Raw genomic sequence first — 22,273 nt, forward strand, 5'->3', positions numbered from 1 at the left:
GGTTAGCCCTTTAATTGAACATTATATAAACACTTACGCATACATATGATACGATAATCGCAGAAAGCAGGATCCATCTACCCCAAAAAAATGTATAAGGGAGGGAACCCTATGTTACTGGATAATCATGTGATACGTGATTCAGCAAGACCTACAAGAGGCTTGTTTTGGTTTCGCCACGACTTACGTTTTCACGACCAAGTGGTGCTATCATCGCTTTGTCAGCAAGTAGACGAATTAACGCTTCTCTTTATAATAGACGACAGCTGGTTTGTACCAAACTCTTACGGTATTCAACCCGTTGGTGAGCATCGTTTTAACTTTCTTATAGATACAATAGAAGCATTAAACGAAAAAGCGAGCGCTTTGGGTCACTCTATTTTGACCTTAAAGGGCCAAACTCCTGAACTACTCGTGTCTTTGCTCTCATCTAATGCTTATACGCACATTGGTGTTACTGAACACGGAGGCTATAACGAGCGCAGAGAAGTAGAAGCGGTTTCTCGTTTTTTTCCTAATATCGAAATAGTGACAGGCGAATCTAGCTCGCTTTTCAATCAAAATGACCTTCCTTTTAATCTTGAAGTCATGCCGGATGTCTTTACCCCTTTTAAGCGTAAAATTGAATCTGCAATAAAACCCTGTGAACCTGTTGCAACGTTAACCGCATTGCCTACCCCTTTCACGCCAGATATTGACGCTGAATGCCAATATACGCTTAACCGTCGACCTCCACGTAATCAAACAGAAGGCTCATTCGTTGGAGGCGAAGACGCTGCACTCTCTCACTTAAACAGTTATTTATTCGAATGGAAAGTGGCAGCGAGCTATAAAGAAACGCGAAACGCATTAGATAATTGGCGCGACAGTACAAAACTGTCGCCGTGGTTAGCCACGGGTGCGCTATCGGCGCGGTATGTAATTCAAGAAGTTAAACAGTACGAACAAAATGTCGTTAAAAATGATTCAACCTATTGGATTTATTTTGAATTGCTTTGGCGTGAGTATTTTTATTGGCTTCAACAGAAGTTTGGACCAAAGTGGTTCCAGTTTGATGGCATAAAATCAAAAACGCCTAATACCAGCCACAACCATGAAGTATTTGTTGGTTGGTGTAACGGACAAACGGGATACCCTATTGTTGATGCGTGTATGCGTCAACTGGCGTCTACGGGTTATATGTCTAACCGAGGTCGACAATTGGTGGCAAGTTGCTTTGTGAATGAACTCAGGCAAGATTGGCGCTATGGTGCGGCTTGGTTCGAGAGTCAATTGTTAGATTATGATGTGGCTAGCAATTGGGGAAACTGGTTGTACCTGGCTGGCGTAGGTACAGACCCCCGAGAGAACCGGCAATTTAACTTGCAGAAACAAACCGAAATTTACGACCCGAAAGGTGACTTCTGTGCGAAATGGCTAGATTAACACCTTTATTTGTTACGTAAACATACCCACTAGCTAGCCTCTTTTTCAAGTTATGCGTAGCCTGCGGGAAGCAAATTCAGCCATTTTGGTTACGTGTAACCCAGTCAAGAGCAGTAAAAACGGGTTATCGGTTGTTTTTACGTAACCACTCATTAAGCAATTTAATTTGGCCACATTTGTAAGCGGCATACATCAAACGTACTGAGTTAGACACGGCTTCACTATCACTCCACCCTGTTTTCTCTCTAATTTCGTCGTAGCAAAGCTTAGCTTCTGGAGAAACATAGCCTCTCACAAGCTTTTTCCCTGCATCTCGTTGACGTTCTCGAAAGCGGCGTTGCTTATCAGCATTTGCTTTTGCTTTTTCTTTTATTGTGCTGTTTTTCGTATTTTCTGTCATAGTAATCACTAGCTCGTTGGTAATTCGAGTTTAACACGCGTTTTTATTTAGAAAAATGACTGTTCGGAGTTGTTTAGCTTACAAGTGTTCGCTAAATTAGCACCGCGAATTTAAAAAACAACGAGTTGGGAATGTCAGACAGAAAAAATAGTTTTAACAAAGAAGATTTATTAGCATGCAGCCGCGGCGAAATGTTCGGCCCAGGTAACAGCCAACTACCCGCCCCTAACATGCTAATGATGGATCGTGTCGTTTCTATTACTGAAGATGGCGGTGAACATGGTAAAGGCGAAATAATTGCTGAGTTAGACATTACGCCAGATCTTTGGTTTTTCGATTGTCACTTCCCAGGTGACCCTGTAATGCCTGGTTGCTTGGGTTTAGATGCTATGTGGCAGCTGGTCGGATTTTTCTTAGGCTGGTGCGATGGGCCAGGTAAAGGGCGTGCTCTTGGCGTGGGCGAAGTGAAATTCACAGGCCAAATACTGCCTACTGCCAAAAAAGTTACTTACAAAATCACCATGAAGCGTGTTATCAAACGTAAACTTTTCATGGGAATGGCGGATGGTTCTGTTGAAGTAGATGGTAGAGAAATCTACGTTGCGAAAGATCTTAAAGTAGGTTTGTTCCAAGACACATCTAACTTCTAGCTAATAACAGCGTCAAAACGATAAAAGCCCCATTACTGGGGCTTTTTCATTGCTTAATCACTTTCTAAGAGAGAAGACGTTATTTGACACTAAGACCTACGTGCCTGTCTTCTACCGCCTCGCGCCAGCCTCCTAACCATTCCGACCGAGCGTCATTCTGTTGAAAAGGACAGATATCCTTTGAACGACCGCTAATACCAGCTTGATACCCTTTTGAATGGGCGCGTGTCAGTTTATCTCTTTTTTGTCTTTTCATTGATTAGCCTCTTTAACTTTGTAGGATGTGCTACAAATTCTCTCTCGGGCCCAATACATCGTTTTTCAATTGATAGTGGCGGAAAAGTCATTGTGCACACTACTGTGATAGTGCAATGTGCAAAATGGTTCAACATAATTATTGTAAAGAGTGCATTGACATTTGGTAATGTTATGAAACATAGATGAATTTTATATTACACTTTTTGGGCATATATATTTCAATTTTTAAATCTTTTAGCAATAAAAAAGGCCGCTATTAACGAGCGGCCTTTGAAAAATAACTAAAAGTAGAGCGAATTGATTATTTCTTCAATTTGCGACGGAAAATGGCCAGTAAACTTAGCGCCATTAAGCCAAATAAGCCCGTAGAAGCGCCACTACGCTCGAAGCTATCATCAACTTCTTCGCCGTCGTCATCAATACTACAATCGTCAATCGTGCCACCAGTCGGTGATAATTTCACAGCAACAATAGCATCAATTTCTACGGTTTCACCTTCTGTGTTAATTATATCAACACCTGTACTATATTTACTGGTTGAACGAATACGCGCATTAGCGATAATCTCATCATTATCGTTAATATCGATAGCTTCTAGCAATGTGTATTCACTGTCACACGGCGTTAAATCGTTTAAATCTAGAAATTCTTCGGTTTCAATATCGAACATGAACGCGTGCGTTTCACGAACCGTATCGGATGTCGCATCGTAGTCTGATTTACCTACAATAATATTATTATTATTGATGGCATTTGCTTGTACGCCGGCAGTCGCAAAGAAACCATCTGGGTACAATTGCTCAGTGGTATCTAAGTTGTATGCGAACAAACGAGAACGCGCGATATCACTCGACTCACGTAACACTGCACCTGCTACCCAGTTGTTATCGTTAATCGCCATCGCTTGGCTAAGTAAATTTTCTTCTCGAGGAAGCAACTCTTCGGTTTCACCATCTCTAAATACGGTAGCGACACGTTCACTTTCGTTTAAGCCAGAAGAGTTCGGGCGTGTAATAGTAACCGCATCACCCGTTAACGCTTCACCTACCGCAATACCTTGCTCATTAATATCATAGGCGTAAGAGAAATAGTGACTAGTATCGTCTTCTTCAGGGGTAAATAATAACGGGAACGTGTCGGTACTGATGACTTCACCATTAACATCAAGTTGCCAAACAGTGGCGTTCACTTCTGAAGACAGCATAAAGCTCGACATAAAGCTGGTAGAGTTTGTCACAAAATAACTGGATATACGCGGAACGTTGAATTCGCCATTGTAAATGCTATAGAAGCAACGCCCTTCTGGCAAATCGCCACGGGTTTCATCTTCTTCACACGTTTCTATTGCATCGTCGACGGTATCCAGGAAGCTCACTGAGCTGAAACCTGCTACTTGGAGGTTTTGATTTACTGCGCGAGCAGAGGCAAATCCACCAAGAGTATCGTCTACCGGTGGAATGATTTTAGTTCCATTAGTTGTCTGAACAAAAGCTTGTTGAGCCAGTTCTGAGTAGGTGTAGTTTATCGTGTCGCCATCTTCGTTTTCATACTCATCGAGGACTACTATACCCGGAGAGTCACCAACGATAAAATTACCGCTTACACTATCGCGACCGCCAGCCTCTACAGACTGTGTGTAATCGTCGAACTTGTCGGTAACTTCGTCTAAGCCTGGCACCAAACTAATGTCAGTGGTATCAGTTAAGTAGGTTCTATAGCTCGCTAACTTTTGGCCCGTAGAAGCGGTTTGATTAGATAAAAGGTAGTTAACAACTAAAGTGTAGTCGGCGTCAGTGAAGACACCCTGCAAAGCATCATCTTCATTTTCAAGAGCCCCTGAAAACGAGGTAAAGAAACTAGTGTCTTCTTCTAACTGTTCTACATCAACAGGTGGGTTAAATTCCAACTGCACCATTGATAACATTTTACCGGTATTATCAATTGAACGGGCGAAGGTATTTTGACCAACATCCTGCAAAGGAAGTGGTGTCACGGTGTAGGTTTCGGCCATTGCCGAAACACTACCTGTTGCCAACAGAACGGCGACGGCAAGCTGAGTTCGTTTCATCTAAAATCCTATTTACTGCTGATTATCTTCCAGCATACTTTCTAATTCATCCCAGCGCGCATATTTCTGGGATAAGGCTTGTTCTTTCTCTGCTAACAGAGCTAAGGTTTTTGCAGTTTCATCGTTCCCTTTTTTAAAGAATTCAGGGTCGTTAACTAACAACTGCATTTCCGCTAATTCATTTTCATACTGCTCAATATCTGCAGGCAGCGATTCAAGTTCTCGTTGATCTTTATATGATAACTTTTTCGTCTTACGGGGAGAAGACTTAGCACTAGGACTATTCGAACTTAAATTAGTTTCATTCTTTACTTTGGCTTTTTCGTCTTTAATGACTTGTTGACGTTTAGCATTCTGATCTTTATACCAGCTCTCTACATCTGTGAAGCCACCAATGAACTCCCGTAAAAAGCCTTCGCCTTCAAATACGACACAACTGTTAGCAACATTGTCGACGAATTCCCTATCATGACTTACCAGCAAAACAGTGCCAGCATACTCATTTAAAAGGGTTTCTAACATCTCAAGCGTTTCAACATCAAGATCGTTAGTAGGCTCATCGAGCACTAGTAAGTTACTAGGCTTGAGCATAAGTTTGGCCAACATTAGCCTGTTTTTCTCACCGCCAGACAGTGACTTCACAGGCGCATTTACTCGCTCAGGTGAGAACAAATAATCTTGCAGATAACTAATAACATGCCTTGGATGCCCGTTAACCATAAGGTCACGTTTACCATCACCTACCGCGTCAATCACGGTTTGTTCCAAATCTAACCCATGGCGGTGTTGGTCAAAATAGGCGACTTCAAGATTAGTGCCTTGCTTACAATTGCCGTTATCGGGTGTTATTTCACCTAATAACAACTTAATCAGCGTACTTTTACCGCTACCGTTGGGTCCAACAAGTGCAAGTTTATCGCCACGTAGTACATTAAGGTTTAGTCCCTTCACAATTTGATTACCGCCAATGGCGTAATCTAAGTCGGTCACTTCAAACACCATTTTGCCCGAGCGCGTGCCCTGGTGCTGACTTACCACCGCGTTACCTTGCACTGCACGTCTGGCTTTACGTTCGTCACGCAGCTTTTTCAATGCACGTACACGGCCTTCGTTGCGGGTACGACGGGCTTTTATGCCTTGGCGTATCCACACCTCTTCTTGCGCCAGTTTCTTATCAAACTCGGCGTTATGCGCAGCTTCTACTTCAAGATCTTGCTGTTTTTTCTCTAAGTAGGTTTCGTAGTTGCCTGGGTAACTGGTTAATCCACCACGGTCTAAATCAACAATACGGGTTGCCATATTTCGGATAAATGCCCTATCGTGACTTACAAATACAATGGCGCCGTTGTAATTAGATAAACTACTTTCCAACCAGCGAATCATTTCGATATCTAAGTGGTTGGTGGGTTCGTCAAGCAACAGCAAATCAGGTGAACGAACCAATGCGCGTGCAAGTGCCGCTTTACGTCGCCAGCCACCTGATAAAGTAGACAATGAAATATCAGGCTCTAATTTAAGCATGGTGAGCGTTTGTTCTATTTGTTGCTCAAATTGCCATGCATCACGGGCTTCCAAGGTTTCCTGCAAAGTTTGCAAACGATTTAAGTTAGCTTCACTAGGGTCATCAGCCACTAACTTAGTCTGATGATGATAAGCCTTAATGGTGTCGCCTACATCTGCTAAGCCTTCAGCAACGTAATCAAAAAGCGTAACGTCGGTGGTTTGAGGCGGATCTTGCTCTAATCGAGCAATTATCGTGTCGCTTTCTATGATGCGCTGTCCGTCATCGGCTATCACATCACCTGAAATCACCTTCATTAAGGTGGATTTACCACTGCCATTTCGGCCTACTAAACACACACGCTCTTTGGGTTGAACGATCAGTTCAACACCATCTAATAAAGGGGGGTTACCGTAGATGACAGTGATGTTCTTTAACTGCAAAATACTCACTGTAAGAATGTCTCCAATGCGTTGGTATCAAATGGCCAGCCTATTTCTGCGCCATTGTCTTCCCGTTTTAATACAGGAATACGAGCACCGTATAAATGATACAAGTCGGTGCTATTACGAATATTTACTTTCTCGACGTTTAACGAAGAAAACTGCTGCGTATTAGCCAACTCAATGTCGGCTAAATCACACAAGCTACACTGAGGCCCCGTGTAAAACACTATTTTCATAAAGCTTCTCTTGATAACGCTTCTTTTGGTAACGCTTCCTTTGATAACGAAAGGATCCAGCACTTATGGATGTTTGCACGGCGGGAAAAGTCTTCTGGAATGGTTTCTTGGGTAATATTTTCAATACTAAAACCAAGCTCCTGCAACGCCTCTTCATCTAACTTGAAGCCACGTTTGTTGTTAGAGAAAATTAACGTGCCGCCTTCATTTAGACAGCTTCTAGCATTTGTTAGCATAGTAACGTGGTCACGCTGTACATCCCACGTGCTTTGCATACGTTTAGAATTCGAGAACGAAGGTGGGTCGATAAAGATTAAGTCGTATTTACCCTTATGATCGCCTAACCATGACGTGCAATCAGCTTGAACAAAAGCATGTGGCCCATTTAACTTGTTAAGCGCTACATTCTTTTTCGCCCAGTCTAAATAGGTGTTAGACATATCAACGGTTGTCACTGATTTCGCGCCACCTTTAGCTGCAAACACAGATACACTGCCGGTATAAGCAAACAGGTTAAGCACGTCTTTACCCTTTGAAAGCTGCATAACTTTTTGACGGGTGTTTCTATGATCTAGAAATAGCCCCGTATCTAAGTAGTCAGTCAAGTTCACCAATAGGCGCGCACCGTTTTCGTAAACTTCCATCATGGTGCCAGACTGGTTAATTTTTTCGTACTGCTTAGTTCCCTTTTGCTGGCTGCGTACTTTAAGTACAATTTGCTTAGGCGAAACACCGGTCACGCCAGGCAAATAAAGCAACACTTCTTGCAAGCGTTTACGAGCTTTGTCTTCCGACACTGTTTTAGGCGGCGCGTATTCTTGTACTACCAACCAATCGCCATACCTATCAATTGCCACGTTGTAATCGGGCAAGTCGGCATCGTAAATACGGTAACAGTTGGTATCAACTTTGTTGATCCAACCTTTCATTTTCTTAAGGTTTTTCTTTAAGCGATTAGCAAATTCATGATTCGACGCATCTTCAGAAAATTGAACCGTGTTTTCTTCGCTTAACACATAGTTCACTAAACGGCACTCTAGCTTACCGTTATTCATCCCGTAGTCTTTGGTTGCTCGTAATTTTAAAACACGCAATAAGTCACGGTTGCTACTAAGCAGTGAAACGTGCCAGCCTTTCCATGCTTCTTTAAAGCGCTTACCCCATTCGCTGAAAAGCGGAATAAGAGCCGTTAGTTCACCTAAACGTTCACCGTAAGGTGGGTTAGACACCATATAACCTGGGGTCGCAACCGGCGGTGACGACTTAGTGGCATCTTGATTACTGAATTTAATATCGTTAAAAACGCCTGCATAATCGGCGTTATCTTTGGCAATGGCAATCATTCTGCGGTTGTAATCGGCAGCGAAGATTTCGCTCTTACTTTCTGTTTGGTTCGCAATGGCATCATTTACCAACGAATCCCAGTATGCGGCATCGTGGCTTAGCCATTTGCTAAAGCCCCAATACTCACGCTTTATGCCAGGAGCAATATTACGTGCCATGAAGGCCGCTTCTATGGCAATAGTACCCGAACCGCACATCATGTCAGCAAGGGGCTTGTCCATGTTTTCGGTCCAACCACTGCGCATTAGCATGGCACAGGCAATATGTTCTTTAAGTGGAGCATCACCGGTTTCTTGACGATATGAACGTTGGTGCAAACTTGCACCGGCCATATCAAGGCCAATAATCACATTGTCTCGTTGAAGTCTGGCATAAACAGGAAAATCTGGCATTTTGCGTTCAACCGAAGGTCGAGCTTGGCCTTCTTCTACGAATTGGTCAACAATGGCATCTTTAATTCTAACTGCGCCGAATTGCGTGTTCTTAATTTCGTAGTTGGTCCCAATAAATTGCACTGACAACGTGTGGCGAGATTCCATATGCATCTGCCAATCAATATCCATGGCTGTCTTATACAACTCTTCAGCATTACCTGCCTTTCCTGTGCCTAAGATCCAAATAACGCGGTTAGCTAAACGGGACCAAAGACAAAGTTTATAAGCGTCTTCTTTGCTTCCTTCAAACTGCAACATGCCCGGAGACTGTTTAATTTCTGCACCTGGGCATAAATTGAGTATTTCTTGCTTAAGGAGTTCGTCAAGACCGCGGCTGGTTGTTGCCAGAATAGTATTCATTCAATTACCTGATAGAGCGTGTGTTTATTGACACACGCTTGAGTGTATAAAACTGTAATGTGTCGCTTTCGCTAATTATAGCGCTTTTACAATGCGTTTAACGAGGTCGGGCCCCTGATAGATGAACGCAGAGTATACCTGAACTAACGATGCTCCTGCATCTAAACGTGCTTTTGCGGTCTCAGGAGAATCGATACCGCCCACACCTATGATAGGGATTGCTCTATCAAGGGCACTTGATAGCTTTTTTGTTACGTTTAAGCTCATGTCGGTTAAGACAGAACCGCTCAGCCCACCCATTTCATCAGCATGCTTCAACCCTTGAACAGCTTCACGGGACAGTGTGGTATTGGTAGCGATAACGCCATCCATTTTGCTAGACAGTAACGATTGAGCAATACTTTGTATTTCGCCATCTGATAAATCCGGTGCAATTTTTATAAATAGCGGTACGTATTTACCGTGAGTTTGAGTTAGGGTTTCTTGCGCAGCTTTAAGGCCTACCAGTAACGCATCTAGCGCTTCGCCATACTGGAGGTTTCTAAGCCCAGGGGTATTGGGTGAAGAAATGTTGATAGTCACATAACTGGCGTAGGGGTAAACCTTGTTCAAACAAATAAGGTAATCATCAAGTGCTTTCGCATCATCAGTATCTTTATTTTTACCAATGTTGATACCAATGGGGCCTTTAAACTGGGCTTTTTTCACTTGAGACACTAAGTGATCAACGCCTTTGTTGTTAAAACCCATACGGTTAATGATGGCCTGTTTTTCAGGAATGCGGAATAATCGAGGTTTAGGGTTACCCGCTTGCGGGCGTGGTGTAACCGTCCCAATTTCTACGAAACCAAACCCCATTTCAGCAAATGCATCTATGCAATCACCGTTTTTGTCTAGGCCTGCCGCCAAACCCACAGGATTATCAAAGGTTATACCTGCAATCGTCACTGGCTTTTTGATTGTCGTGGTGCTGTAAGCCCACTTCAACGGCGTGTGTTGCGTTTTATTTAACCAGTTGATAGTAAAGTCATGGCTTTTTTCAGGTTCGCATTGAAGCAACAGTTTTTGCACTAATGATTGCATAGGTGTTTTTTTTCGCTTGTATTTGGTATAAAAAAGCCCTGTTTCACAGGGCTTCGTCATTTTTGATAGCGTGTATTCTAATGGCTAGACTTCACGCTTAAAAGCATCAATTCACGTAATGCGACAGAAAATTTCGCAAATTCGTGGGTCGTGCTGGTCTTAAACTCTGACATCATATGATACCAGCGCTTCAACAGCACTTGATTGCTCTGCATCCAATCTTCCAATATTTTGTCTGCATCGCTAGCCTCTGGGTTTATTTGAAGAAGATTAGCGGTAATTGAACGCTGCTGCCAATCCAATTCTTCACGGTAAGACGCGCGGGCTAGTGCTTGCCAATGGTTGCTGACTGCTTGATTGTTAATTTGATCTAAGAACCAATGCAATTCAAGTTTAGACCCTAGCTGGAAGTATAAGCGCGCAACAACATCAACGTTACGTTTTTCAGCTGCAACCACGTGTGCTAAATCGAAACTTGAGAACATATTAGAGAAGCTGGCCACTTGGTACGCAATATCCTTCGGTACATCTTGCGACACATAGGTACTTGTTTTCTCTTCTAGCAGTGAGTACTCGGCTTCTACTAAATAATTCTGTAGATTCTTAGATAAGTTATTGAAGGTTTCACGATAGCTCGCAATGGCCTCTTCAATAGACAAGGCTTTATTGCCATGCCTAATGTACCAGCGTGCGGCGCGGCGCATAATGCGGCGAGCTTCATCTAGCATCTTAAGCTGTAGCTTAGCAGAAATAACGTTATCTAGGTCTTCAATACGGCTCCATAGCGTTTCCATATCAAAAATACCGTGCACGATAGCGTAAGCATTAGCAACGTCATCAACGCTCGCGCCGGTTTCTTCCTGAATACGGAACATAAAATTAAGGCCCATATCGTTAACCATATTGTTGGTTAATTTAGTGGCAATAATCTCGCTTCTAAGTGGATGCTGCTGCATATGTGTACTGAATTTTTCACGTAATACTTCAGGAAAAGCTTGAAGCAGCAATTTACCGTGATAAGGGTTATCAGTGATTTCAGGAATATTCAGTGCATCTTTTAACACCATTTTTCCATAGGCGATTAAGACACTAAGTTCAGGTCGAGTAAGACCACGATCTGATGCCACTCTATCCGAAATTTCATCATCACTAGGAATGAACTCAAGCTCTCTGTTAAGTTGCCCTTCACGCTCTAAGCCGTGAATAAAGCGAAGCTGTTCTTTCAATAGGCTGACGCCTGACATCTCAGTAATCGAGATAGATTGAGTTTGGCGGTAACAATCTTTAATCACAATACGGGATACGTCGTCGGTCATATCGTGCAGTAAGTTGTTGCGCTGTTTAACCGTAAGTTCACCGTCGTTAACCACACTGTTAAGCAAGATTTTGATATTAACTTCGTTATCGGAGCAATCTACACCCCCTACGTTATCAATAAAGTCAGTGTTTACGCGGCCACCGGACGCTGCATACTCAATTCTACCTAACTGTGTTAAGCCTAAGTTACCGCCCTCGCCTACAATCTTGGCTTGTACGTCTTTGCCGTTTAAACGTAAATCGTCATTGGCTCTGTCGCCCACTTCGGCATGAGACTCTTTTGAGCTTTTAACGTAAGTCCCGATGCCACCATTCCAAAGCAAATCCACGGGCATTTTTAAAATGTTATGGATAAGTTCGTTTGGTGTCATCGACATTTGTCGGGTACCTAACCACTTTTTCATTTCTGGGGTTAGCTTTATCGATTTCGCGGAACGGCTGAAGATACCGCCACCTTTTGAAATCAATGTGGAATCGTAATCTTCCCAACTTAACCGTGGGTTTTCGAACAACCTAGCACGTTCTTTATAACTTGCAGCTGCATCTGGGTCGGGATCGAAGAAAATGTGTAAATGGTTAAACGCCGATATTAACTTGGTGTGCTTAGATAAAAGCATGCCGTTACCAAATACATCTCCCGCCATATCACCCACACCCACCGCAGTGAACTCTGTGGTTTGGCAATCGATACCAATTTCACGGAAGTGACGCTTAACAGACTCCCATCCACCACGTGCAGTGATACCCATTTTCTTATGGTCATAACCGACACTGCCACCTGAAGCAAAAGCATCACCTAACCAAAAGCCAAATTCATCAGCAATACCATTAGCGATATCAGAGAAAGTCGCGGTGCCTTTATCGGCCGCCACAACCAGATACGGGTCATCTTCATCTAGTCGCACCACATCTTTAGGCGGTACTATTTCACCGTTAACAATATTGTCAGTGATATCAAGCAAACTAGTAATAAAGGTGCGATAACACGCTTGGCCTTCTGCTTGTATAGCTTCTCTGCCTTCGCCAACAGGTAGTTTCTTACAAACAAAACCCCCTTTAGCACCTACGGGCACGATAACCGTATTTTTTACTTGCTGGGCTTTTACTAAGCCCAAGATTTCTGTACGGAAATCTTCTTGGCGATCAGACCAACGAAGTCCACCACGGGCTACTTTTCCGCCACGTAAATGCACACCCTCTAAACGCGGGCTATATACAAAAATTTCAAATTTAGGCAGTGGCAATGGCATATCAGGGATCATTTCAGGCAGCATCTTAAATGACACATAAGATTTTTCATTGCCTGCTTCATCGGGCTGATAGAAGTTGGTGCGAAGGGTTGCCGACATCATATCTAAATAACGACGAATAATTCTGTCGTCATCTAAGTTACTCACGCTGTCTAACTGGGTTTTAATGTTATCAAGTAACGCTTCTTCTTTCTTCGCACTGCGTTTCTTCTTCGGATTAATGCGCTGGTCGAAAAACTCCACCAACAGGCGGGCAATATCAGGGTAATTCGCCAAGGTGTTCGCAATGTAATCACGACTGAATGAACTGCCGGTTTGACGCATGTATTTTGCGTATGCACGTAAAATAGTGACTTTACGGCCCGTTAAATTAGCACCCAATATTAAGCGGTTGAATGCATCATCTTCTAAATCGTTATTCCATACTTTCGCAAAAGCATCTTGAAACAGCGTTTGAGCACGCTCCATGTCAAAGTGTTGGCCACTTTTATGTAACATGGTGAAATCCATCACCCAGTTTCTTAAACCATCTGGACAGGTAATTTTATACGGGCTTTCATCGATAACACGCAAACCAAAGTTTTCAAGCATGGGCAATACGTCGGAAAGATGAATAGGTTCAGCACGATGGAACAACTTAAGCTTCACTATCTGGCTGTCAGACTGCTCTTCTTGAGGACGATAAAACAGCATGTCGAGAGTATGATCATCATCTAACTGTTCAATTTTACCAATATCAACAAGGGCATCACCCGGTAAGTTCTGTTCCATATAGCTACGTGAAAACGCATTGCCATATTTGCGCTCAAGGGCTTTACCTTGGGCTTCTCCGTGAGCGGCACTAATTGATGAAGCAAGCCTGTCACTCCAGGTCTTGGTTAGCTCAATGATATTATTTTCAATTTCCTTCACATCAAATTCCGCATTGTTGTCGTTCACTCTGGCAATGTAATGGGTTCTTGCATACACAGATTCTGAAAAGAAAGTGGTAAATTCAACTTCTTCTTTTGCGCCTAACGACGCTTTTAATAACGCCTGAGTGTCAATTCTTAATTGTGTGTTGTAGCGTTCACGTGGCACAAACACCATACAAGAGAAGAAACGGCCAAACACATCTTTGCGAATGAATAAGCGTGAAATGCCCCGCTCCTGCATTTGGAAAATACCCATTACAATGTGAGCTAACTCTTCCGCGGGTGTTTGCAATAGTTCATCACGTGGATAAGTTTCAACAATATTCACAAAGGCTTTGAACGCATGCGTCCCTGGTTCATACCCAGATAAATCGCAAATACGCTGAATTTTCTCTCTCAGCATAGGAAGCTGCGTCACACTTTGGTTATAGAAAGACGCAGAATAGAGGCCAAGGAAACGGTGTTCACCCACAACTTGCCCGTCTTTGTTAAACGCTTTTACGCCGACATAATCCATAAACGCGGGACGATGTACACGTGAACGAGAGTTGGTTTTGGTCAAAATCAACGGACTTTGGCTTAGTGCTTCTGCTCTTGCACTGGCTGGCAGTTTCGACAAAAGACGTTCTCTGTCGTTAATTGAGTTTTTCAATAACCCTAAACTTGTATCGTTAGAGGGTATCCAGCGATGGTCGCCTTCTATAGCCTTCACTTCGTAATAACGATAGCCCATCATGGTAAAGTTGTGATCGCTTAACCATTGCAAATAAGCTTTAGTTTGTTTCTTTTCATCAGCAGACCCAGGCCAGTTTAGTTTCGTACTGTCTTTAACCACGGTTTCTAACTTAGTGGTCATTTCTTGCCAGTCTTTAACCGCCAACGACACTTCGTCTACCACTGAATGTAATTCTTTCGTTAATTCATCAATGTCTTTTTTCGCACTTTGATGGTCAACCTCAATAAATATTACGGTTTCTTTTCTGGTATTTTCCACTGCCTTGCCAGGCTCAGCAAATTCCACCACTTGGTTTTTATCATTTCGTTTTATTCTAATTGGGCTATGCAAAAACAAATGTGCGGTTATATTTAACCGGTTGAGTGACATACGAACCGAATCGACAAGAAACGGCATGTCTCTAACAATTATTTCAACAATGGTATGGCTTGAGTGCCAGCCATGTTTTTCGATTTCTGGGTTGAAAACACGAATGTAGGGTGCTGAATTATCAAATTTAGCAAGCCCATTCCATAAGCTTAAAGTGGCGCCATATAAATCGCTGTCATTGCGATCTTCTAAGTCATCACTTGAGATATTTTTATACAACAGGCGTCCGAATTGCTGCACGAGTGACTTCTGCTGGGCATCCACCTTTTTTTCAATGAGTGCAAATACATTATCTAGCAGTACTGAGTGTCGCTGTGAGGTGACTGTCATTAGTTAACCTTATAAATGTCGTAAGTGCTAAGTTGCGCGGCTATTTTCGCTAAAACTGAGAGGTATTGAAAGCCCCTTTTTAACCTAATATTAACAGCATAGATAACTATGCAAAAAACGCATACAAAAAAGGGCCTTACGGCCCTTTTTTATGATTAGCTATGCAAAAATATTATGCACCGGGGTCGTTTCGATTCCACCACAAGAATCTCGCTAGCGCTGGAAGTACGATAATTGCTCCTAACATATTCACCACGAACATAAAGGTCAACAAAATACCCATATCCATTTGGAATTTAAGTGAAGAGAATACCCAAGTACTCACACCTATTGCCAGTGTAATACCGGTGAATAACACCGCACTACCACGCTCTTTAAGTGCAGCCAAATAAGCTTCTTGCACTGTGGCACCTTGTTTAAGCATAAGGCTCTTGGTCGACAAGATATAAATACCATAATCAACACCGATACCTACGCCTAGTGCAATAACCGGCAAGGTTGATACCGTAAGGCCTATTTGCAAATACGTCATTAGCGCTTGTGCTAATACTGAGACAACATACAGCGGAATAACCACTACTAATGTTGCACGTATAGAGCGGAAGCTAATTAAGCATAGGGCAATAACGGCACCAAAGACATAAACCATCATTGGATCTTGTGCAGCCTCTACTGCTTCGTTCGTCGCCGCCATCACCCCTACTGGGCCTGACGCTAGACTAAACGACATATCATCAGTCTCATATTCACTACGGAAGTCTTTTACTGCATCTACCACACGAGAAATGGTTTCTGCCTTGTGATCTTCCATAAACAGAATAATCGGCATGACAGAACAATCACCATTCAATAGGCCCGATGAGGTAGGCACACGGGAAATAGCTTGCACCAAGGTTTGTTGATTGCGAGGTAATACCTGCCATTTAACATTCCCTTCGTTGTAACCCGCGTTCACTATCTTAGCCACTGAAGCTAATGATACAGCAGATTGTACACCTGGAACGTTCTCCATCTTCCACTGGAAATCATCCATCGCTTTCATTACGCCGTGAGACGTACAAGCTTCAGGCGTGGTTTCTACCAGAATAGAGATGTAATCCACCGTGACTTCATACTTGTCAGTAATCAAGAAGGTATCTTGGTTATAACGTGAAGACTCATGAAGCGCTGGTGCGCCGGCATGCAAATCACCTATCTTCATGTTTTGTGCTTGGTAATGCCCAAAACCGAACAATATGGCGGTAACAATAAGAATAATGGCTGCTGGTTTTTTCCGTGAACACGCAGAAATAATAGCCCAAAAGCGAGAGTTACTATTTTCTTTGCCTGCAAACTTATCAACGTACTTCTTATCAAGTTTTAAGAAGCTCATGAGCACCGGTAACAGCATTAGGTTGGTTAAAATAATAACGGCAACACCCATACTTGCTGTAATAGCCAGCTCACGGATGATACCTATATCGATAACCAATAAGGTCATGAACCCGACGGTGTCAGAAAGTAATGCTATACCACCTGGTACCAACAAGCTTCTGAACGCGGCCATAGACGCGCGTTTTGCCCCTATACCTGTTACCGCACGCTTTTCTACCGCGTTAATCATTTGTACGCCATGACTTACACCAATAGCGAAAACTAAGAACGGCACCAGAATAGACATAGGGTCCATACCAAAGCCTAACGAAGTCAATAGACCAAGCTGCCATATAACGGCAATCACTGAACACAGTAGTGGCAATATAGTAAGCATGACACTGCGAGAGAAGAAGTACACCATGACGGCCGTTATCGCGATAGCGATGGCGAAAAACAATAGTACGTCTTTAGCGCCGTCGGCCACATCACCAATCATCTTGGCAAACCCGATAATATGAATAGAAATATTTTCGTTTTCATATTGACCGCGAAGTTGCTCTTCAAGCTCAGCCGCTAACGCAAGTGTATTTAACGGCTCACCCGTTTGTGGGTCGATATCCAGTAACTGCGCGGTCACCATGGCACAGCTGTAGTCGCTGGCTACTTGACGACCAACAATATTGGCTTTTTCAATATTCGCAGCCACTAAATCTAATGCAGCTGGGTTTGCTGAATTAAAGTCTGCTGGAATAACCGGCCCGCCAGCAAATCCGCCCTCTACAATTTCAGTAAAGCGGGTAGAAGGAGAAAACAATGAAATAACGAGAGAACGGTTCACACCATTTATGAAAAATAGTTGGTCGTGTACATTCTTTAACGTATCGAAAAAGTTCTGATTGAATATATCGTCGTTCTTATCACAAACAGAAACTAAGATATTGTTCGCACCACCGAAGTCTTGGCGATGTTCAATATAGGTTTTCATGTACTCATGATTAAGCGGAATATTTTTTTCAAAACCAGCATCAAGTCGCATTTGCGATGCTTGAAAGCCTAAAAAAACCGTCGCGATAGCAAAAAGGGCTACCACTAATTTACGGTTAGAGAAAACAAGATGTTCAATGAAATGGGTCATAAAAGCGAAACCACCCTACTTTGTATTTAGCGTTTTTATACCATTCGCGGTAACAGCTATGGTGTGGCCATTAAAGCTAACGGCATTTAACATGGCAGCTTTATCTTCAACCTGCGTCACTGTAATACCTTTTGCAGGCTTACAGTTTGCAGGATTAGCGTATGGGTCGTGATCACTGACAGGTAGCGGACGAGTGGCTGACACCATCATACCGTTGTTACCCATAGCAACAACCGTGTCGTTATCGGACAGTAAAATTGAGTTTAATGTACTGGTTGAACAAGAATTTACGTATTCCCATTCACCTTGTTCACGCATGACAAAAATATTGCCGCGAAGACCTACAGCCAGTAGCGTTGATTCATCAAGGGCTCTAATATCAAAAAATGAGCCTGTGTAGTCAACGTCAAAGCGTTCCCAATTTTTCCCCTTATCGTCGCTGCTAGCTAATAAACCCGCTTCTCCAGCAAGGTATAGCTTTTCGCCATCGCGTGTTACACGATTCAAATGAGGTAAAATAGATTCTAATTCTTGCTGATAGAAGGCTTCGTCTTCTTCTCTAACGCTTTCCAAATATTCACGATCGTATGGGTCTAGTAAACTAGCATGACGCTCAGTTTCCCAGCTTTTCCCGCCGTCTGTAGTACGGTAAAAAAGCCCGTACGCGCCAGCAGCAATGCCATGACTTTCATCGAAAAATAGTACATCTAAAAATGGACGTTGAAGCTCGGGCTGAACATTCTGAATTTCCCAGCTTTGGCCCTTGTCTGAAGAATGAATAATAGTGGCATCATGGCCTACCGCCCAAATATGATTGCCCACCACGGTTGTCGCAGTGAGTGTAGCTTGGGTAGGCACAGCAACTTGATTAAAAGCCGTTCCATCTTCTGAAATAAGAATATGACCGCGTTCTCCGACAACAACGACAAATTTATCAGCGTCAATATCTAGCAAAACTGACTGTTCAACTAAGGGTGCAATATAGGCATCTTCTGCTGAAGCAGTTACGGAGTAATTTGCTGCGAGTGCTGCAGTTATGCACGCTGCAATGGTTTTTTTCATGATTAACCATTCTCCCTAAAATTTAATTGTCTGAAAACAAAAACGGTTGGCATTGCCAACCTTCTTAACACAAAACGCTTAGCGTTTACCTTCTCGTCGTAACGCCTGAGGCGTAAACTCTACGTCTCTTGGACGAATCGAGAAGTCATACATTTGTTCTTCGTTATCTAGACCAATGGCCAAGTAACGGCGAGAGTTTAAGTCGTAATAGGCATCTAGGGTTGACCACTGTGTAGGTACTTCATAGTAGTTCACTCCATAAGCTACACCAACACGGTACAACTCGCCACGATTATCATACATATCAGCAACTTGAATTTGCCAGCTATCTTCATCAATGAAGAATACGCGTTTTTGATAAATGTGACGGAAGCCCTCTTTCAACGTAGCTTCAACCACCCAAACACGGTGTTTTTCCCAGCGCGTTAAATCAGGGTTAACGTGGTTAGCATGAAGAATTTCATCGTAACTTACATTATCTGAATGCAGAGCATAGTTATTATAGGCTACGAACATCTCTTTCTTGCCAACGAGTTTCCAGTTATAGCGGTTAGGAGAACCATTAAACATATCGAAATCGTCAGTGGTACGTAAACCATCTGCCGCTGTTCCTGGCGTATCATAAGCAATGTTAGGGGCTAAGCGTACACGGCGCTGACCAGTATTATAAGTCCAGGCTTTACGTGGCTCTTTAACTTGGTCTACGGTTTCGTGTACTAGCAAAGCAGTACCTGCCAAACGTGCTGGCTTAGTCACTTTTTGCTTGAACATGAACAAGATATTGTCTTCAGTTAGCTTTTCAGGTGTAGCCCCTTCTTCAGCATACTTAATCATTAACTGTTCATCAAAACCGATGACGTTGTAATCACCTGAAGTGGTTACCGCAGCTTGTCCACCATTACGTTCAACTGCCGCACCGCGATAGCGCAAAATGTGGTTCCAAATCGCTTCCATACCGGTTTTAGGCATGGGGAAAGGAATACCTAACACAGCGCCTTTTATGCCGTTTCCGTCATCAAGTAATTCTGCGCTAGTCGCATTAACCTTAGTCGCATCATAAATAGCTTGCGGGTTAGATGCTGAACGGCGGGTTTGATACACCGGCATGCGGTAAGTATCAGGGTACGCTTCGAACAACTTTTTCTGACCTTCAGAAAGGAAATCAGCATATTCTTTATAATTCGATGCTGTTATCTCAAACAACACTTTATCGCCTGGATACGGGTTCGGATGGTGATCGCCTACCGAATAGCCTTCAGGTGCTGATGTAATACCACCCGTCCATGCGGGAATGCTTCCGTCAGCATTCGCTGCTTGTATAGCGCCCATAGGCGTTAGTTCACCGCCTAACTTCTTGGCATCTTCTTCAGAAACCTTAGCGTGAACACTTGCACCTGTTAGCGCTATTGAAAGCGCTGCGGCAATAATTCCTATTTTTCTAATCATATACATCACTCTTTAGATTGAATACTTGATGTTAAACGAAATAAAATCTCTGTCTGACAATGCATTAGTGGTACCAATACCACCCCAGAATGCACTATATGAAGCTGTTGCTGACCACTTGCTTAAGTAGTCGAACGTTAGCGCCAGTGCCGCAGATTTAACATCTTCAGTGAAAACATAAAGAGGGTCTGGTGTTGTACCCTCTACATCGTGAGAGAACGTAGCACGGGCTCGAAGGTTAACGCCCGCCATAATATCGTTCCAATCAGCAACGGCCAGTAGTCGATAACCCCATGCGTCATCAGTGGCAAACGGGTTAGTTTCTGGACCGTCGGAAAGACCAACGTGAAGCCCTTCACGGCTATTTCCATCGGCTGTCGGTTCAAGTGAAGGTGTACGCGCTGTACCCGGAGCATTCAAACGAATCACGTCTGGGTCTGGCATATCAACAATGTTCACATAACCTAGCTCACCTAAAAGCACGAAGTTATCTGCGCCAAACTTAGGGCCATACACATGTGAAGCGGTTAATTGCATCTGCCAAGTGTCTGAGAACAAGAAGCCTTCAGTTGTTTCACCTGGTCCTACCGCTCGGCCAATATTGTTTAATTGCGATATACCTTCTAAATCTGGGCGAAGGCCTGCATTAGCCAATTGTTCAGGCATACCCATATAGAGTAGCTCAACATCGTCAATTTGCAGCGGTTCATCAACACGGTAAGCAAATTCACCGGCTAGCGCGGTAGTGCCAACGTTGGTGTTAAAACTCACCCCGTATAACTTAATGTCTTCTGGATAATAAAACTCAGATTGGGTGAATGCACCCAGCTCAGTAAGGTTATCGCGCGTCACTTCGTTAGTTGCAATGAAGGCTAAGTCTGACGCAATACCTTCGGCGGTAAAGTCAGACGTTACACCAGAGATAAGTGGACGTTGGCTATGGTAGTTAATGTGGTAGAAACTGATTTCAGATTCGTTCAATGCCTCAGCAAACCACGTAACACGTAAACCGTATTGACCTTGGTCGTCGGCATCTTTATGCGCCTCATCTGAATAGCCACGAATAGCCACTTTAGTAGGGTATGCTAAGTAGGCAGAGGCAATATCAGCAGAATTACCGCCAGCACGTAACAAATCACCGTAGCCATTAAGTGCAGTTAACAAGTGATCTAAATCGATATCAGGGTTACCACTGAAACCTAGCTGGATGTTTTGACGTTGACCGCCCTCACCTGCAAAGTCATTACCCGCGAAGTAACTACCAGATACAGGCAACCAACTGCGTTCCCATTCATATTGATAGTAACCAGATACACTTAATGTATCGCTTAGTCCCAATGAGGCGTAAACCATGCCCACTGGAATAAATACTTCTTTAAGTTCCGCACCTGGTGCACGAGCACGAGTAACGTCTACTGGGTTTGTTGTGTTGATACCATGTTGAATAAAGGTACTTTCACCCCAGCTGATAACTTGGCGTCCGACTCGAAGTGTTAGAGGTTTGTCACCAATCCACCAATCTCCATAGAAGAAGGCATCATAAAGACGCACATCATTACACAATAAATCTTCTGCTTCTGGATCTTGGCAGTGATCATATTGAACACCGGTAATGGCATTTGAATTAGGACGGTCACCATCCATTTGTTCAAAGTCGTAAAACCAGAAACCACGTGCGAAGAAACCAAAATCGCCAAAGTTAATATCTAGCTCATGGTTTCCTGAAATTTGTGTTGCAAATGCATCACCTGGGTCGTGAGATAGATTTCCTAAGTCGCCATTGGTCGAATAACCGCCGTCAGCTAACGCCCAAACGTCGCTACTAGGATAAAGTGGATTGAATGCAGCATGGTAACCTGACCAATCAAACTGTGCGTGATTACTGTTTCCGATAAGACTGTAATCTCTAGATTCAGTACGAATACTCGTGGCAGCAGTGATTGTAGAATCAAGAGAAATGCTAACGTCTCCTACTTGCCAATTAGCGGCATTAGCAGGAAGTGCGGCAGCACCCAATAGGGTTAGCACACCTACAGCAACAGGTGACATCTTAAAAGCGCGAGGCCTATTTATCATATTTTTATACTCCCTAGTCGACGCACAAGGCTGCGTGACATCGTGATCAACCATAACGATTAACAAAATGATTACAT

14 protein-coding genes are annotated in these 22,273 nt (G+C 43.3%); 2 read left to right on the top strand and 12 right to left on the bottom strand.

What is annotated here, in order from left to right:
• Positions 1 to 111 precede the first annotated feature (111 nt).
• Complete coding sequence (locus C7Y69_RS07330) at positions 112 to 1,425, top strand: DASH family cryptochrome (RefSeq protein WP_126872266.1); 1,314 nt, start codon at positions 112 to 114, stop codon at positions 1,423 to 1,425.
• A gap of 124 nt (positions 1,426 to 1,549) precedes the next feature.
• Here the strand turns inward: C7Y69_RS07330 and C7Y69_RS07335 are convergent, their stop codons facing one another.
• On the bottom strand, positions 1,550 to 1,825 hold the full coding sequence (locus C7Y69_RS07335; protein WP_013784088.1) for a hypothetical protein: 276 nt from the start codon (positions 1,823 to 1,825) through the stop codon (positions 1,550 to 1,552).
• A gap of 131 nt (positions 1,826 to 1,956) precedes the next feature.
• Here C7Y69_RS07335 and fabA point away from each other — a divergent pair, with 131 nt between their 5' ends.
• Positions 1,957 to 2,475, top strand: a complete 519-nt coding sequence (gene fabA, locus C7Y69_RS07340; protein ID WP_057791803.1) for a bifunctional 3-hydroxydecanoyl-ACP dehydratase/trans-2-decenoyl-ACP isomerase — start codon at positions 1,957 to 1,959, stop codon at positions 2,473 to 2,475.
• A gap of 79 nt (positions 2,476 to 2,554) precedes the next feature.
• Here fabA and rmf read toward each other — a convergent pair whose 3' ends face one another.
• The 11 genes from rmf to C7Y69_RS07395 all read right to left on the bottom strand — a co-directional run bounded on the left by rmf (position 2,555) and on the right by C7Y69_RS07395 (position 22,196).
• Complete coding sequence (rmf, locus tag C7Y69_RS07345) at positions 2,555 to 2,731, bottom strand: ribosome modulation factor (protein WP_013784086.1); 177 nt, start codon at positions 2,729 to 2,731, stop codon at positions 2,555 to 2,557.
• A gap of 303 nt (positions 2,732 to 3,034) precedes the next feature.
• The gene (locus C7Y69_RS07350; protein WP_126872267.1) at positions 3,035 to 4,801 is read right to left on the bottom strand and encodes a DUF3466 family protein; all 1,767 of its coding nucleotides are present in this window, start codon (positions 4,799 to 4,801) and stop codon (positions 3,035 to 3,037) included.
• 12 nt (positions 4,802 to 4,813) lie between these two features.
• Positions 4,814 to 6,754, bottom strand: coding sequence for an ABC transporter ATP-binding protein (locus C7Y69_RS07355; RefSeq protein WP_126872268.1), 1,941 nt, complete (start codon positions 6,752 to 6,754; stop codon positions 4,814 to 4,816).
• Positions 6,751 to 6,984, bottom strand: a complete 234-nt coding sequence (locus tag C7Y69_RS07360; RefSeq protein ID WP_013784083.1) for a glutaredoxin family protein — start codon at positions 6,982 to 6,984, stop codon at positions 6,751 to 6,753. The genes C7Y69_RS07355 and C7Y69_RS07360 overlap by 4 nt, the downstream gene beginning before the upstream one ends.
• Complete coding sequence (rlmKL, locus tag C7Y69_RS07365; RefSeq protein ID WP_126872269.1) at positions 6,981 to 9,122, bottom strand: bifunctional 23S rRNA (guanine(2069)-N(7))-methyltransferase RlmK/23S rRNA (guanine(2445)-N(2))-methyltransferase RlmL; 2,142 nt, start codon at positions 9,120 to 9,122, stop codon at positions 6,981 to 6,983. The genes C7Y69_RS07360 and rlmKL overlap by 4 nt, the downstream gene beginning before the upstream one ends.
• A gap of 75 nt (positions 9,123 to 9,197) precedes the next feature.
• Complete coding sequence (pyrD, locus tag C7Y69_RS07370) at positions 9,198 to 10,205, bottom strand: quinone-dependent dihydroorotate dehydrogenase (protein WP_041452863.1); 1,008 nt, start codon at positions 10,203 to 10,205, stop codon at positions 9,198 to 9,200.
• A gap of 77 nt (positions 10,206 to 10,282) precedes the next feature.
• Positions 10,283 to 15,121 carry an NAD-glutamate dehydrogenase gene (locus tag C7Y69_RS07375; RefSeq protein ID WP_126872270.1) on the bottom strand — a complete coding sequence of 1,613 codons (4,839 nt, stop codon included), beginning with the start codon at positions 15,119 to 15,121 and terminating at the stop codon, positions 10,283 to 10,285.
• A 172-nt stretch (positions 15,122 to 15,293) separates the two neighbouring features.
• Positions 15,294 to 17,612: an efflux RND transporter permease subunit gene (locus C7Y69_RS07380; protein ID WP_013784079.1), complete on the bottom strand. Its 2,319-nt coding sequence runs from the start codon at positions 17,610 to 17,612 to the stop codon at positions 15,294 to 15,296.
• Positions 17,613 to 17,627: 15 nt separating this feature from the next.
• Positions 17,628 to 18,674, bottom strand: a complete 1,047-nt coding sequence (locus tag C7Y69_RS07385) for a WD40/YVTN/BNR-like repeat-containing protein (RefSeq protein WP_126872271.1) — start codon at positions 18,672 to 18,674, stop codon at positions 17,628 to 17,630.
• A 78-nt stretch (positions 18,675 to 18,752) separates the two neighbouring features.
• Complete coding sequence (locus C7Y69_RS07390) at positions 18,753 to 20,120, bottom strand: DUF1329 domain-containing protein (protein WP_126872272.1); 1,368 nt, start codon at positions 20,118 to 20,120, stop codon at positions 18,753 to 18,755.
• Positions 20,121 to 20,132: 12 nt separating this feature from the next.
• The gene (locus C7Y69_RS07395; RefSeq protein ID WP_013784076.1) at positions 20,133 to 22,196 is read right to left on the bottom strand and encodes a DUF1302 domain-containing protein; all 2,064 of its coding nucleotides are present in this window, start codon (positions 22,194 to 22,196) and stop codon (positions 20,133 to 20,135) included.
• Positions 22,197 to 22,273: the final 77 nt, after the last annotated feature.

The sequence above is a fragment of the Alteromonas sp. KS69 genome, assembly GCF_003989595.1.
Lineage (GTDB): Bacteria > Pseudomonadota > Gammaproteobacteria > Enterobacterales > Alteromonadaceae > Alteromonas > Alteromonas naphthalenivorans.